The organism is Helicobacter canadensis MIT 98-5491 (genome assembly GCF_000162575.1).
Taxonomy (GTDB): Bacteria; Campylobacterota; Campylobacteria; order Campylobacterales; family Helicobacteraceae; genus Helicobacter_D; species Helicobacter_D canadensis.
Genome location: NZ_CM000776.2, coordinates 710,638 through 724,885 on the forward strand (window position 1 = coordinate 710,638; position 14,248 = coordinate 724,885).

Sequence of the window (14,248 nt, forward strand, 5' to 3'; positions counted from 1 at the left end):
TAATGGAAACTTGGGTTAAGATTGATGAGTTTGCCTCTTTGGCTAATCTAACAAGAGAAAGGGTGTTAGAGATGGTTGCTAGTGGCGAATTAAAAAGCAAACAAGAAAATGGGGTTTTTCTCATTGATGCAGGGAGTGGCACAAAGGCTGTAGTGCATACAGGAAGCAATGCAGTGATGATAGATAACTCAAATGTTGGCGTAGATAATGAATTTGTTGAAAAGACAATTGGCACAATTCTTAGTTTGCACGAAAAAGTGATTAGTGCTAAAGAAGAAACAATTACAAGCGTTAAAAGTGAGAATCAATTCTTAAAAGATGCTCTTTTTAATACACAAGAAGTCTATGAAGATGATAAAAAAACAATCGCTATTTTGCGAGAGCAACTCAAAGCAGCCCAAGAAGAAATTGAGTTTTTAAAACGGAAATATAAAATGATGTGGGGCAAAGTGATTAATACAAAACCAAAAGAAGGAATGGACGATTAATTTAGAACAAAGATGCTTGGCTTGTTTGCAAAAACAAGCAATGAGAACAGCAGAAGTCATTAATTTTTTTCAAAAAGAAGCAATCAATCAAATAGAGCAAGAAATTTTAGTTAATTATCAAGAGAGCGTTTTAGGTTTTTTTGAAAAAAAGGGAATTATTTTAGAAAAAAATAGAGAGATTCCACCTACACTTTTGGCGGTAGTTTTATACGATAGGATTTCAAAGCTAACAAAAAATCCTACACCTTATTGGCGTATAAAACAACAAAGCATTCAAAAAGCAAGATTACTTAAAGAATCTCTCAAAGAAAAGCTAAAAACAATTTCTAAAGAGAATCAATTAGAGTTTGGTATTTATTGTGCAGTGCTTGGAAATGTGATTGATTATGGTGCTGAATATGCGTTTAATTTAGAAGAAGAGTGTCAAAAAATTTTTGATACACGCTTTGCTTATTTTCATATAAACGCTTTAAAGCAGCAGTTACAAAAGGCTAAAAAAATAATTTATATTGGTGATAATGCTGGAGAAAATGAACTTGATGAAATTTTGATTCAAATTTTTAAAGCCCATTATCCACAATTGCAAATTTTTTATTTTGTAAGGGGTGCAGAGATTATTAATGATATTACTTTAGATGATTTGCATCAAAGTGATTCGGAGCTTTTTAAGATTTGTGAAGTAAGGGATAGTGGTGTGCCAAGCCCTGGATTTATTTATGAATTAGCTAATATTGAATCCCAAAGGCTTTTTAGGGAAGCAGATTTGGTTTTTGCTAAGGGAATGGGGAATTTTGAATCACTAGAAAAACAAGCACAAGATGATTCTAGAATCTTCTTTTTATTTAAAATAAAATGCAATGTTGTAGCGGATTATTTAAATCAAAAATTAGGGGAATTTGTTTTGTTGCATTCCCATTCTTTAAAAAAAGGATTAGTATGCTAACCAATCCGGTTGTTGTTTCAATTTTTGTAATGAGTGTGCTTTGTTTGGCACGATTAAATGTTTTGTTGGCGATTCTTGTTTCAGCCTTAGTAGCTGGGATTGTTGCAGGGATCGGATTTGAAGAGAGCATTAAGATTTTGATTTCTGGAATGGCAGGTAATTTAGAAATTGCTTTGAGTTATATTTTGCTTGGTGCTTTAGCAAGTGCGATAGCAAGGACAAATCTCACGCCTATTTTTGTGTATTATATTGCAAATTTCATTCAGAATCGTCGCTTAATGTTTTGCCTTTTTATTGCATTTTTTGCCTGTTTTTCACAAAATCTTATTCCAGTGCATATCGCCTTTATTCCTATTTTAATACCTCCGCTTCTGCCTTTGATGAATCGTTTAAAAATTGATAGAAGGGCGGTTGCTTGTGCTTTAACTTTTGGATTAAAAGCACCTTATGTGAGTTTTAGTGTGGGATATGGATTGTTATTTCATACTATTTTGCAAAAGCAATTAGAGCAAAATGGAATCAATGTTACTTTAGAGCAGATTTCAAGTGTGATGTGGATTGGCGGTGCAAGTATGCTTGTGGGACTGCTTTTAGCGATTTTTGTTTTCTATCGAAAGCCAAGAGAATATCAAAATACCTTTTTAGAAGAAAATGTTTTAAAACATTTAGAGAATCCTAAAATGAGTAGGCAGGATTTTGGAGTTTTGCTAGGAGCTATTGTAGCTTTTGTTGTGCAGATTTTGGAGGGTTCTTTACCATTAGGTGGGATTGCTGGACTTTTTGTGATGATTGTTTTTGGAGCTATTAAGTGGGATAATATTGATAATGTGATTGAAGATGGCTTTAAAATGATGGCTTTTATTGCTTTTGTAATGTTAATTGCAGCGGGGTATGGCAATATTTTAAAAGAAACAGGTGCAATTGAGTCGCTTATAGAGACTGCTTCTTCTCTTTCAGGTGGGCAGCTTGGCGGTGCAATGATGATGCTACTTGTTGGCTTATTGGTAACAATGGGGATTGGGACTTCTTTTGGGACACTTCCTATCATTGCGACGATTTATTGTCCTTTAGCATTGAAGCTTGGTTTTAGCTATGAAGCCATTATTTTATTAGTAGGAATTGCTGGGGCATTAGGTGATGCCGGAAGTCCTGCTTCAGATAGCACACTTGGTCCAACTTCTGGGCTAAATGCAGATGGACAGCACAATCATATTTGGGATACTTGTGTGCCAACTTTTTTGGTTTATAATATTCCTTTAATGGTTGGTGGAGTTATTGGGGCAATGTTATTGTGATTTTTAAGGAGTTTATATGCAAGATTTTACTCAAGTAGCAAAAGAAGTTTTTGATATTGAATCAGAAGCAATTTTAGGCTTAAAAGAACATTTAAATCAAGATTTTAATGGCGTGATTGAATGTATTTTGAAGCTTAAAGGACATTGTGTAATTACGGGAATGGGGAAATCAGGGCATATTGCAGCAAAAATTGCTGCCACTCTAGCAAGCACAGGGACTCCTAGCTTCTTCTTGCATCCTGGAGAAGCATTGCACGGAGATTTGGGAATGCTTACAAAAGAAGATGCAGTTATTGCGATTTCAAATTCAGGAGAAAGTGAAGAGGTTTTAAGAATTATTCCTCTTATCAAAAAACGCGCAATTCCATTAATTGTTATGAGTGGGAATCCACAATCGACTTTAGCTAAAGAAGGGCAATATTTTTTAAATATTGCTGTTAAAAGAGAAGCTTGTCCTTTGCAGCTTGCTCCCACTTCTTCAACAACGGCAAACTTGGCTATGGGTGATGCGATTGCAGTGGCATTAATGAAGGCTAGGGGATTTAAACCAGAGAATTTTGCAATGTTTCATCCTGGTGGGAGTTTGGGGAGAAAGCTTTTAACGCAAGTTAAAGATATTATGGTTACTCAAGATTTGCCTATTGTTTCGCCTCAAACTAGTTTTAAAGATTTGATTGCAGAGATGACAAGTAAAAGACTTGGTGTGTGTTTAGTGTTAGAAAATCATCGATTGCAAGGAATTATTACTGATGGGGATTTAAGGCGAACTTTAATGGAGAATAAATTTGAAGTTTGTGCTGAAGAAATTATGACCAAACAGCCTAAAGTAATTCAAAGTAATGCTATGGCAACACAAGCAGAAGCCATAATGATGGAATCAAAGATTAAAGAATTGGTAGTAATGGATGGCAATGAAGTAGTTGGAATTGTGCAGCTTTATGAAGTTGGCAGAATTTAATCTTCATTGATAAAATATGTTTCAAGTTTCATTTACCATTTGTTTGTTTTTTTAAGCTTTAAGTTAAGTTGTTTTTTATAAAATTACAAATTCTCTAAATATTTAATTAGTCTAGGGAAATCTTAGAGGAAGGAGTCTATATGCAATCAAATTCTGCATTAGAGTATGATTATTCCATTGCCAAATTATTTCTTTTTGCAACGATTGTATTTGGTATTGTGGGATTATTGTTAGGTGTCATTGTCGCTTTTCAAATGGCGTTTCCAAATCTCAATTATCTTGCTGGAGAGTTTGGGACTTTTGGGAGACTTAGACCATTACATACTAATGGAATTATTTATGGTTTTACATTAAGCGGTATTTGGGCAGCTTGGTATTATTTAGGGCAAAGAGTTTTGAAAATCTCATACAATGAGCATCCATTTTTAAAATTCATTGGACATTTACATTTTTGGCTTTATATTCTTTTGATGGTATTAGCGGTTGTGAGTCTATTTGCCGGATTAACACAATCTAAAGAATATGCCGAATTAGTTTGGCCTTTGGATCTTTTGGTGGTAGTTGTTTGGGTTTTGTGGGGAGTTAGTCTCTTTGGCTCGATGGGTGTTAGAAGAGAGCAGACAATTTATATTAGCTTGTGGTATTTTATTGCAACTTTTGTAGCGATTTCTGCTCTTTATATTTTTAACAATTTATCTGTCCCTACTTATCTTATATCAGGAGTTGGTTCTTTTTGGAATTCTATTTCTTTGTATGCTGGGACTAATGATGCGATGGTGCAATGGTGGTTTGGACACAATGCAGTTGCGTTTGTATTTACTTCTGGAATCATTGGAGTGATTTATTACTTCTTGCCTAAAGAATCAGGGCAACCTATCTTTTCTTATAAGCTTACATTGTTCTCTTTTTGGGGCTTAATGTTTGTTTATATTTGGGCAGGTAGCCACCATCTTATTTATTCTACCGTTCCTGATTGGATGCAAACGATGGGTTCTATTTTTTCTATAGTGCTTATTTTGCCTTCTTGGGGGACAGCAGTGAATATGCTTTTAACTATGAAAGGGCAATGGCATCAATTAAAAGAATCACCTTTGATTAAGTTTTTAATTCTTGCATCTACATTTTATATGTTATCAACACTTGAAGGACCAATTCAATCTATTAAATCTGTTAATGCTTTAGCACACTTTACAGACTGGATTATAGGGCATGTTCATGATGGTGTTTTGGGATGGGTTGGTTTTACGCTTATTGCGGCTTGTTACCATATGACACCAAGATTGTTTAAGCGTGAGATTTATTCTAAAAAACTTATGGATATACAATTTTGGATTCAAACAATTGCAATTATCCTTTATTTTTCAAGCATGTGGATTGCTGGGATTACTCAAGGTATGATGTGGAGAGCAACAGATGAGTTTGGAAACTTAGCTTATTCATTCATTGATACAGTAACTGTATTGTTCCCTTATTATACAATTAGAGCAATTGGTGGAGCAATGTATTTGATTGGATTTATTATCTTTGCTTATAATATTATTATGACCATTGTTGCAAGTAAAGAGCTTGAAAAAGAGCCTAACTATGCAACTCCAATGGCAGCGTAAAGGGGGGTTGAATGTTTCATTGGTTGGAAAAAAATCCGTTTTTCTTTACGGTAGTTTTTTTGTTGGTATTTTCTATTGCTGGATTGGTTGAAATACTTCCTGATTTTGCAAAAGCGTCTCGTCCTACAGAGAATCTTAAGCCTTATACTTTATTAGAAACTGCTGGGCGTCAAATTTATATTGCAGAAGGTTGCAATGTTTGCCATTCGCAATTAATCCGTCCTTTTAAGGCAGAAACAGATAGATATGGAGCTTATAGTTTGAGTGGTGAATATGCATATGATAGACCATTTTTGTGGGGTTCTAAAAGAACAGGTCCTGATTTGCATCGTGTAGGAGATTATAGGACAACAGATTGGCATGAAGAGCATATGTTAAATCCACCTTCCATTGTTCCTGGATCTATTATGCCTGCTTATCCGCATTTGTATCAAAAAAATGTTGATATAGACACTGCTTATGCTGAAGCTTATACCCAAAAAGTAGTTTTTGCGGTTCCTTATGACACAGAAGGAAATCCAAAACTTGGAGACTTGGAATCGGCTAGAGCAGAGATCTTAGCTGAAGCAAAAATCTTAGCTGAAGATATGAAAGATCCCGAAGTAAAAGCAGCATTAGAAAGAGGTGAGATTAAGCAAATTGTCGCTTTGATTGCTTATCTTAATAGTTTGGGACAAAAAAGAAGGGCAAATTAATCGTGGATTATGAAACTATAAAAATTATCCAAGGTTATGCATATTGGTTTATCACACTTCTATTGGTTGTTTTATTGTATGGTTATATTTATCATCTTTATAAAAGCCAAAGAAGTGGAAAAATAGACTATGAAAAATATGCTAGGTTGGCACTTGATGATGGTTTAAATGATAAATTAATCGAAGAGAGAAGCAATAAAGATAAAAAGAAGGAGAGCTAAATGGAATGGTTGAACTTAGGTGATAGTGTAAATCAACTTGCATTGCTTGGCGCCATAGTAATTCTAGCTTTAACTATTTTCGTTGTTGGTAGTTATATCAAAAAAATGAAAAGCAGTAAAGCAGAAGGTGAGCTATCAAGTGAAGAATGGGATGGAATCAAAGAATTTGTAAATGATATTCCAATTGGTTGGGGTGTAACTTATTTAGTGCTTATTATTTGGGCATTATGGTATTGGTTTATTGGATATCCTCTTAATTCTTATTCTCAAATTGGGCAATACAATGAAGAGGTAAAGGCATATAATGCCAAGTTTGAAGAACAATGGCAAAACATTGATGAAGCTACTTTGGTTAAAATGGGACAAAATCTCTTTTTAGTGCAATGTTCTCAATGCCATGGAATCACAACTGAAGGTATGAATGGCACAGCAGCTAATCTAGCAGAATGGGGTAGAGAAGAAGGGATTATTACAACCATTAAACAAGGAAGTAAAGGTTTAGGTTATTTACTTGGAGATATGTTGCCAATTAGTGAGGTAGCACCAGGAGTTTTGGATACTGAAGAAGCACAAAAGGCGGTGGCGGCTTATGTTATGGCTGAAATTTCTGAAGCTAAAAAAACAAAATATCCAGAATTGATAGCTAAAGGTAAGGAGCTCTATACCGCTGCAACTTGTAATGCCTGCCATGGGGATGATGGAAAAGGTATGGGAGGAATGGCTCCTGACTTGAGCAAATATGGAACAACCACATTTGTGGCAGAAGTTTTAGATAAAGGTAAAAAAGGACATATCGGTATTATGCCTTCGTTTAAAACTCAAATGCTGACAGATATTCAAAAAGAAGCTTTAGGGCATTTCATCTATTCGGATAAAAACTAAGGACACATTATGAATGGTTTATTTGGAATTAATGGATTAGGTGGTTATATAGTCGCGGTAGCATTGTTACTTGCTATCGTCTTTGGTTTGGGGTATGCAGCAGTGGTAACGCAAAAAGCAGAGGCAAACAATCCTTATGTGATTGAGAATCCAAATAGCATACAAATGAAAAGTGTTGAAAATGCAGAGCATTTCCAAAATGCAGAGGAGTAAAAAATGGTAAAGTATAGTAGTTTAGAAAAAATTCTTTTTATTGCACATATTGTTATCATTATTGTTTCTATTGCCGTGGTGTTTATCCCAGATATGCTTCTTTTTGTTGGTTAAGATGCTGCAAGTCTTTAAAATAGGGGTTTTATCCCTATTTTGTTTTGTTTTTTCTTTTGCAAAGCCTTTTGTGCTAGAAAATGAAAATCAATTGGTTGAAAAAACTATTGGCTTTATTGAGATTTTATCCAGTGAAGTTTATGAAAAAACAGGTGTAAGAATGTATATTGTTGCTCTTGAGGATTTAGGAGAGATGAATCTTCAAGAGAAAGAATCTTTTTACATTGATAATCTACAAAATCCCTATGTGCTACTCTTTTTTAGCAAAAAAGATCAGAAAATTGACATTATTACCAGCCAAGAAGTAAAAAAAATGTTTGATAAAAATGATGTTTATTGGGATTATATTGTGCCTTTAATCCCAAATTCAACTAAAGAGCTAACAAGCGAGAGAATTTCTGCTTTTTTATTAAATGGTTTTGTGGATATGGCAGATAGAATCGCAGAATTTCATAATGTCAAGTTAGAACATAGTTTTCCAACGCAAAACAAAGGCATTCAAATTGCGGTAAGAACAGCGCTTTATGGTATGCTTTTTGTCTTGCTTGTTTTATTTGTTTTTGTTTATTTAAGGAGAAAATAATGAATAAAAATTATTGGCCTATTGGAATTTTTTTGTTAGTGATGGTTGTGATTGGCTTAATTGTTTTGACTATTAAAACAGCATTAAATAATCCTGTTGAAATGAAAGCAATGTGTGGAATGGATTCGCAATATGTGGATGAAAATATTAATGAAATCACACAAAAAAGACAAGCATTTTTAAAGCAATATGCCGTTAGGTTTGAAGGACCCAAAGAGCAGAGTTTAAAAGACTTTAAAATGGCTTTTATTAAAATCAAAGATTTAAAGAGTCAAAAATTACCAACAAATGCTAAGATTTCCTTTTTTTTAACGCGTCCTAATACTATTCAAGAAGATAAAGCCTTAGGAGAGGGTGAATTTGTTGAGGGGATTTATCAAAGTCCATTTTTTGCAGTTGATAAGCAAGGGCGTTGGCAAGTGGAAGCTTATGTGGAAATAGGGGAAGATTCAATTTGTTTAATGCAAGAATACTTAGTTAAGTAAGAAACTTATTTTTAAAATTAATATTTTCAAAAAAGGCAAGAAATGAAAAATTTTAGTTATGCCGTGTGGCTATTATTTAGTGTTGTAATGATTGTAAGTGGTGTTTTTGGTTGTTTTATGCCCCTTGAAACTTTTATGGGATTGGCTGTGTTATTGCCTGTATTCTTGCTCGTTGGTGGATTAAGCAATGTGATTTATTATTTCTATGCTAGAAGGGTAAGTGGGGCAGAATTTATCTTGATTGATGGGCTTTTAAATTTATTGTTTGCTTGGATTTTCTTTTATAATGGAATCGACTTTACTTCGCAAGTAATTGTGATTTTTGTGGCGTTTATGATTCTATTTAAAGGGATTTTGGGAATCGGATATGCATTAAAGCTAAAGAAATTAGGGCTTGAATGGTTAATAGTTTTTATTTTTGCGTTTTTAAATATCATTGTAGCGATGATTTTTATTGTTAATCCAACTATTGGCAGTGTTACTATAGGTTTTATGATTGCTTTAATGGTGCTATTTTTTGGGATTATTTCATTTTGGTTTGGCTTAAGTAGCAAGAAATTGTTTGATTTGTAACAGTGAATTTAGAATATTATAAAGGAAAAAGTGTATGAAATTTAAGGCAATATGTGTGGATATGCAAGGAGAAAATCTCATACACGCAATAAAAGACATCACTATAGATGATCTATCAGATGGCGATGTGATTATAAAGGTCAAATACTCTAGTATCAACTATAAAGATATGCTTGCATTTAAGAAAAATGGTGGTGTGATCCGCAAATACCCTATGATACCGGGTATAGATCTCTGTGGCGAGATTGTAGAATCTAAAAACCCAAGCTATAGCATAGGGCAAAAAGTCTTAGCAACAGGCTTTGGTATGGGGGTTTCTCACACTGGCGGCTATGCACAATACGCAAGATTGCAGTCATCGTGGATTATGCCCTTGCCAAATGGATTATCACTCAAAGATAGTATGATAGTGGGCACGGCAGGTTTTACAGCAGCTTTAAGCATACAATCTCTACAACAAGCAGGAATGCATAAAGACACACAACCTACCATAGCAGTAACTGGTGCAACTGGTGGTGTGGGCACTATGGCAATAGCACTCCTTAAAGCAAAAGGGTATGACAACATCATCGCTATCACTTCTAAAAATGATCAATCACCAATGCTAAAAAGTCTTGGTGCAAGTGAGATTGTATCGCCAAAAGACATCATAAAAGACGATAATAAGCCCCTACAATCACAATGCTTTCATTATGTGATTGATTGTGTGGGTGGTGCATTAGCTGCAAGTTTATTGACACAAATATCCTATGGCGGAGCGATGAGTGTATGTGGCAATGCAAGTGGGATAGCTCTAAACACAAATATTTTGCCCTTTATCTTGCGTGGGATACAGCTTGTGGGCATAGATTCTGTAGCATATCCAAGCCAAAAGCGATCAAAAATTTGGTATGAAATTTCACAAGCAATGGCATTCATACGGAAAATACCTATCACAGAAGTTACGCTTGAAACACTAGCGCACAAGCTAGATTCTATACAACACGCAACCAACATAGGAAGAAACATAGTATCAATTAACAATCAATAACTAAATGCTATAATACAGCCTTAAATTACTTAGTATTATATATTTCATTGTAAGGATGTATTATGGCTTGTGTTTTACAAATTGGTGCAGGTGGTGTAGGTGGCGTGGTAGCGCACAAAATGGCGATGAATAGAGAGGTTTTTTCACGCATTATCTTGGCGTCTCGCACACTAGATAAATGCAAAGTGATAGCAGATTCTATCAAGCAAAAAGGCTTGGGCGAGATTGAGATAGATTGCGTCGATGCTGATAGTGTCGAATCTATGGTGGCTTTGATAGAAAAATACAAGCCAAAGCTCGTGGTAAATGTCGCTTTGCCCTATCAAGATTTGAGCATTATGGAAGCGTGTCTAAGGACAAAAACACATTATTTAGATACTGCAAACTATGAGCACCCAGATTCTGCGCATTTTGAGTATAAAGAACAATGGGCATACGACACACGCTACAAAGAAGCAGGGATTTTTGGGCTTTTGGGAAGTGGATTTGATCCGGGCGTTACGAATGTCTTTTGTGCGTATGCGCAAAAACATTATTTTGATGAGATTCACAGCATAGACATACTTGATTGCAACGCAGGAGATCACGGCTATGCGTTTGCGACAAACTTTAATCCTGAAATTAATTTGCGCGAAGTTAGTTCTAAAGCAAGATTTTGGAGCAAAGACAACGATTTATCTAAAAACACAGACCTAAAAAAAGACACCATTTATCGCAAGTTTGAGCGAGAAGAAAAGCATTTTAGCCTAGAGGCAAATACACAAGATTTAAAAAATGAAGATTACTTTGGCGGACAATGGCAAGATATAGCGCCGCTTGATTTAATGAAAGAATGGGAATATCCAGAAGTAGGCGTAAAAAATAGCTATCTACTCTATCATGAAGAGCTTGAATCTCTTGTGCGCAATATCAAAGGGCTAAAGCGGATTAGGTTTTTTATGACATTTGGAGAATCGTATCTCACACATATGAAATGCCTAGAAAATGTAGGGCTTTTGCGTGTCGATGAAATAGAGCATAATGGGCAAAAAATCGTGCCAATACAAGCGCTAAAGACGCTTTTACCAGATCCAGTCTCTCTAGCGCCTCGCACCAAAGGGCAAACACACATCGGTTGCTACATCAAAGGTATAAAAGATGGCAAAGAGCGGACAATTTATATCTATAATATTTGCGATCACGAGGCGTGTTATAAAGAAGTCAATGCCCAAGGCGTGAGCTATACCACAGGTGTGCCAGCAATGATTGGTGCAAAACTGATTTTGGAGGGCAAATGGGGCATAGGAGCGGCAAAAATACCAAATAACGCAGATAATAGCGATATGCCAAAAGGTGGAGAATATCAAGGGGTAGATTCTAATAATGGTAGCGGTGTGTGGAATATGGAGCAAAACGACCCAGATCCCTTTATGGCAGAACTAAACAAGCAAGGACTTCCATATGTCGTGTGCGAGATAGATTCTAAAGGCGAGAGAAAAGTGCTAGAGGATGGGAGAAAGTAAATATACCCATTCTTTAAATTTAGTCAAGATTTTTTATAATAGAATCCAACTTTAGGGATAATAGTTTTAAGGGAAAGCCATGGATTACAAACAAGCCTTTTTTTCACAATTAGAATCTATGTATCTTGGAGTGCAAATAGAGAACACTCAAAACCTATTTAATACAGACAAGATACAAAAAAGTGGCTTTATCAATCTACTCAAAATAAAATCACAATACTTCAAAACCATCAAAGAAAAACTAGAAAAAGAGGAAGTAAAATATCCTATTTATAATAAACTTTATAATTTTTTTGGAAGCTATCTCAATGAAACAGGCACACCATTTTTCTATGATACGCCCTTGCACAAAAACATTTACGCTAGAGTGTATACTAATTCTAAAGATACCAGCCTTTTTTATAAAACACAAAATCTCTACTATGTCAAATCTGATGTCATCTATCATAATGCCGAGATTAAGAGCGAAGATTCTAACTATACCTTTATCTTTGATACAAGTTACTTTACTCCAAATAGTGATAATGCCAAAAATAAGGCTATTTTTAAGTTTAAAATAGATGAAGAGATTAGAATCTATGTGCTAAACAACAAAGAAGAGCTACAAGATCTCCCCAATGTCTTTAAGCAAAATAGTAGTGATTTAAGCGATGAATTTATCAAAGCCCTAAAAGACAAGCAAATACGGCTACAAGAAGAAGAAATAAAAAAGATTCTATACGCTTACAAAAAGCAAAATGAAATCGACTTTTTTATCCACAAAAACGCAAGAGCCTTTCTACAAGAGCAGTTTAATCTATGGATGTTTAAATATGTAGTAGATGATATTACAGATTGGAGTAAAGAAAAGATTGATGAGCTAAATCAACTCAAAAAAATAGCCTTTAGAATCATTGACTTGATAGCGGATTTTGAAGATGAGCTAAAAGCAATTTGGTGTAAGCCAAAGTTTGCTAAAAATGTGCATTATGTCTTTAGCCTTGATATTATCTCTAATCACGCTAGAGATTCAGAGCAAATACTAGAATCTATCTTTCAAGACACGGGCTTTAAACAGCAAATCAAAGAATGGCAAGAGCTAAAACTCATAGATGAGCATTTTGAAATCAAAAATATCAATGATGAGCAATATAAATTTTTACCTCTTGATACGAAATATTTGAGCGAAGAGAATTATTATAAGCTTTTGGGTGCATTTGATAATTTAGATGAGATTCTAAGTGGGGAGCTAATCAAAAGTGATAATTTTCAAGCCCTTAATTCTCTCATGCCAAAATATCAAGATAAGATTGATTTAATCTATATTGATCCGCCTTATAATACAGGGGGCGATGGCTTTGTCTATACAGATAAATTTAACCATAGCTCATGGCTTACGATGATGAATAATCGCCTAGATCTAGCAAAAGAATTTCTAAAAAATAGCGGAAGTATTTTTATAAGCATTGATGATAATGAACAAGCAAGACTTAAGATTCTATGTGATGAAATGTTTGGAGAAGAAAATTTTGTGGCGAATATTGTTTGGAAAAGAAAAAGAGGTAGAGATAATTCTGCGAAATATTTTAGTAAAACGCATGAATATTGCATTGTTTATGGCAAGGATACTTGTAATTTAAACTTCAATTTGCTGGAAATTGACAATAAAACAAAAAAACAATACAAAAATCCAGATTCAGACAAAAGGGGTGAATATCGATTGCTTGCTTGTTGGGCGAGAGGAACTCAAGGTGGTGTTGAGTATGATTTTGTAAGTAAATGCGGAAAATATTTTTCAAAAAGATTATGGCTATTCTCTAAAGACAATCTTATAAAGATGGATAATGATGATAAATTGGTTATTAAGGGTGATAATATTTATAGAAAGTTATTTTTATCGGAACATAGTGGGCAAGTATTAGAAACAATATGGGATGATGTTTCAAATGCGGCAAATGCTGCTGATGAAATGAAATCATTATTCAATTCTATTGTATTTGATACTCCAAAACCAGAACCTTATCTAAAAAGGATTTTAGAGATTGCAAGTAATGCATCTTTTTGTTATTCTGAAAGATCGGTAGCAATTGAAGAATTTAAAAATATAGATTCTAAAATAGATGTTTCACTTACGCTTAACACGATAAGCAATGGGAATATAGTGCTTGATTTTTTTGCAGGTAGTGGCACGACCTTAGCTACAGCTCATAAATTAGGGCGTAAATGGCTTGGTGTAGAAATGGGAGAGCATTTTTATCAAGTGGTAATTCCACGAATGAAAAAAGTTATCGGTGGTTTTGCAAGTGGGATTAGTAAGGAAGTAGAGTTTAAAGGTGGCGGGGCTTTTAGATACTATGAGCTTGAAAGCTATGAAGAATCCCTAGAGCAATGCGAATATGTGCTAGATAAAGATTCTTTGATTGATTATAGAAAATCACGCAAACTTATCAAAGGGCTTAAAAAAGGAGAGAAAATCTGCCTTGATATGAGCAAATACAATAAAAGCTTTGATATTTTTACTACAATGTCAAATCTTTTAGGGCTTAAAATTAAAAATATTTTTCTTGATGAAAATGGCATACAATCATGCAAGTTTGAAAATGATGATATTGTGAATCTAGAAACTATCGACTTAATCAAATACCCGAAACTAAGAAATCTCATTTGGTGGGGGGAATGA

General features: G+C 34.5%; 15 protein-coding genes. All 15 read left to right on the forward strand.

What is annotated here, in order from left to right:
- The first annotated feature begins 2 nt into the window (after positions 1 to 2).
- The 15 genes from HCAN_RS03610 to HCAN_RS03680 all read left to right on the forward strand — a co-directional run bounded on the left by HCAN_RS03610 (position 3) and on the right by HCAN_RS03680 (position 14,248).
- Complete coding sequence (locus HCAN_RS03610; protein ID WP_006655384.1) at positions 3 to 488, forward strand: DUF3972 domain-containing protein; 486 nt, start codon at positions 3 to 5, stop codon at positions 486 to 488.
- Positions 489 to 513: 25 nt separating this feature from the next.
- Entirely contained in the window at positions 514 to 1,431 is a 918-nt protein-coding gene (locus tag HCAN_RS03615) for a damage-control phosphatase ARMT1 family protein (protein ID WP_081444030.1), read from the forward strand.
- On the forward strand, positions 1,425 to 2,726 hold the full coding sequence (locus HCAN_RS03620) for a Na+/H+ antiporter family protein (RefSeq protein ID WP_006655386.1): 1,302 nt from the start codon (positions 1,425 to 1,427) through the stop codon (positions 2,724 to 2,726). The genes HCAN_RS03615 and HCAN_RS03620 overlap by 7 nt, the downstream gene beginning before the upstream one ends.
- Before the next feature lie 16 nt (positions 2,727 to 2,742).
- Positions 2,743 to 3,684 carry a KpsF/GutQ family sugar-phosphate isomerase gene (locus tag HCAN_RS03625; RefSeq protein ID WP_006655387.1) on the forward strand — a complete coding sequence of 314 codons (942 nt, stop codon included), beginning with the start codon at positions 2,743 to 2,745 and terminating at the stop codon, positions 3,682 to 3,684.
- Positions 3,685 to 3,824: 140 nt separating this feature from the next.
- On the forward strand, positions 3,825 to 5,291 hold the full coding sequence (gene ccoN / locus HCAN_RS03630) for a cytochrome-c oxidase, cbb3-type subunit I (RefSeq protein WP_006655388.1): 1,467 nt from the start codon (positions 3,825 to 3,827) through the stop codon (positions 5,289 to 5,291).
- Between the two features lie 11 nt (positions 5,292 to 5,302).
- Positions 5,303 to 5,986: a cytochrome-c oxidase, cbb3-type subunit II gene (ccoO, locus tag HCAN_RS03635; protein ID WP_006655389.1), complete on the forward strand. Its 684-nt coding sequence runs from the start codon at positions 5,303 to 5,305 to the stop codon at positions 5,984 to 5,986.
- A gap of 2 nt (positions 5,987 to 5,988) precedes the next feature.
- Complete coding sequence (locus HCAN_RS03640) at positions 5,989 to 6,207, forward strand: cytochrome c oxidase, cbb3-type, CcoQ subunit (protein ID WP_006655391.1); 219 nt, start codon at positions 5,989 to 5,991, stop codon at positions 6,205 to 6,207.
- Complete coding sequence (locus HCAN_RS03645; RefSeq protein ID WP_006656808.1) at positions 6,208 to 7,089, forward strand: c-type cytochrome; 882 nt, start codon at positions 6,208 to 6,210, stop codon at positions 7,087 to 7,089.
- A gap of 9 nt (positions 7,090 to 7,098) precedes the next feature.
- Positions 7,099 to 7,302: a DUF4006 family protein gene (locus HCAN_RS03650; protein ID WP_006655393.1), complete on the forward strand. Its 204-nt coding sequence runs from the start codon at positions 7,099 to 7,101 to the stop codon at positions 7,300 to 7,302.
- 115 nt (positions 7,303 to 7,417) lie between these two features.
- Positions 7,418 to 7,999 carry a TPM domain-containing protein gene (locus HCAN_RS03655; protein WP_006656809.1) on the forward strand — a complete coding sequence of 194 codons (582 nt, stop codon included), beginning with the start codon at positions 7,418 to 7,420 and terminating at the stop codon, positions 7,997 to 7,999.
- Positions 7,999 to 8,484, forward strand: coding sequence for a FixH family protein (locus HCAN_RS03660; protein WP_006655396.1), 486 nt, complete (start codon positions 7,999 to 8,001; stop codon positions 8,482 to 8,484). Before HCAN_RS03655 ends, HCAN_RS03660 begins: the two co-directional genes overlap by 1 nt.
- 42 nt (positions 8,485 to 8,526) lie before the next feature.
- Positions 8,527 to 9,057, forward strand: coding sequence for an HdeD family acid-resistance protein (locus tag HCAN_RS03665; RefSeq protein WP_006655398.1), 531 nt, complete (start codon positions 8,527 to 8,529; stop codon positions 9,055 to 9,057).
- Between the two features lie 34 nt (positions 9,058 to 9,091).
- Positions 9,092 to 10,087: a YhdH/YhfP family quinone oxidoreductase gene (locus HCAN_RS03670; RefSeq protein WP_006655400.1), complete on the forward strand. Its 996-nt coding sequence runs from the start codon at positions 9,092 to 9,094 to the stop codon at positions 10,085 to 10,087.
- 62 nt (positions 10,088 to 10,149) lie between these two features.
- Positions 10,150 to 11,589: a saccharopine dehydrogenase family protein gene (locus tag HCAN_RS03675; protein ID WP_006655402.1), complete on the forward strand. Its 1,440-nt coding sequence runs from the start codon at positions 10,150 to 10,152 to the stop codon at positions 11,587 to 11,589.
- Between the two features lie 79 nt (positions 11,590 to 11,668).
- Entirely contained in the window at positions 11,669 to 14,248 is a 2,580-nt protein-coding gene (locus HCAN_RS03680) for a site-specific DNA-methyltransferase (RefSeq protein ID WP_006655403.1), read from the forward strand.

Bases quoted from the DNA above. Each gene is read 5' to 3' on its own strand.
- ccoN (WP_006655388.1), top strand. From the start codon at position 3,825: ATGCAATCAAATTCTGCATTAGAGTATGATTATTCCATTGCCAAATTA.
- HCAN_RS03670 (WP_006655400.1), top strand. From the start codon at position 9,092: ATGAAATTTAAGGCAATATGTGTGGATATGCAAGGAGAAAATCTCATA.
- HCAN_RS03650 (WP_006655393.1), top strand. From the start codon at position 7,099: ATGAATGGTTTATTTGGAATTAATGGATTAGGTGGTTATATAGTCGCG.
- ccoO (WP_006655389.1), top strand. From the start codon at position 5,303: ATGTTTCATTGGTTGGAAAAAAATCCGTTTTTCTTTACGGTAGTTTTT.
- HCAN_RS03665 (WP_006655398.1), top strand. From the start codon at position 8,527: ATGAAAAATTTTAGTTATGCCGTGTGGCTATTATTTAGTGTTGTAATG.
- HCAN_RS03620 (WP_006655386.1), top strand. From the start codon at position 1,425: ATGCTAACCAATCCGGTTGTTGTTTCAATTTTTGTAATGAGTGTGCTT.
- HCAN_RS03625 (WP_006655387.1), top strand. From the start codon at position 2,743: ATGCAAGATTTTACTCAAGTAGCAAAAGAAGTTTTTGATATTGAATCA.
- HCAN_RS03660 (WP_006655396.1), top strand. From the start codon at position 7,999: ATGAATAAAAATTATTGGCCTATTGGAATTTTTTTGTTAGTGATGGTT.
- HCAN_RS03675 (WP_006655402.1), top strand. From the start codon at position 10,150: ATGGCTTGTGTTTTACAAATTGGTGCAGGTGGTGTAGGTGGCGTGGTA.
- HCAN_RS03610 (WP_006655384.1), top strand. From the start codon at position 3: ATGGAAACTTGGGTTAAGATTGATGAGTTTGCCTCTTTGGCTAATCTA.
- HCAN_RS03680 (WP_006655403.1), top strand. From the start codon at position 11,669: ATGGATTACAAACAAGCCTTTTTTTCACAATTAGAATCTATGTATCTT.
- HCAN_RS03645 (WP_006656808.1), top strand. From the start codon at position 6,208: ATGGAATGGTTGAACTTAGGTGATAGTGTAAATCAACTTGCATTGCTT.
- HCAN_RS03655 (WP_006656809.1), top strand. From the start codon at position 7,418: ATGCTGCAAGTCTTTAAAATAGGGGTTTTATCCCTATTTTGTTTTGTT.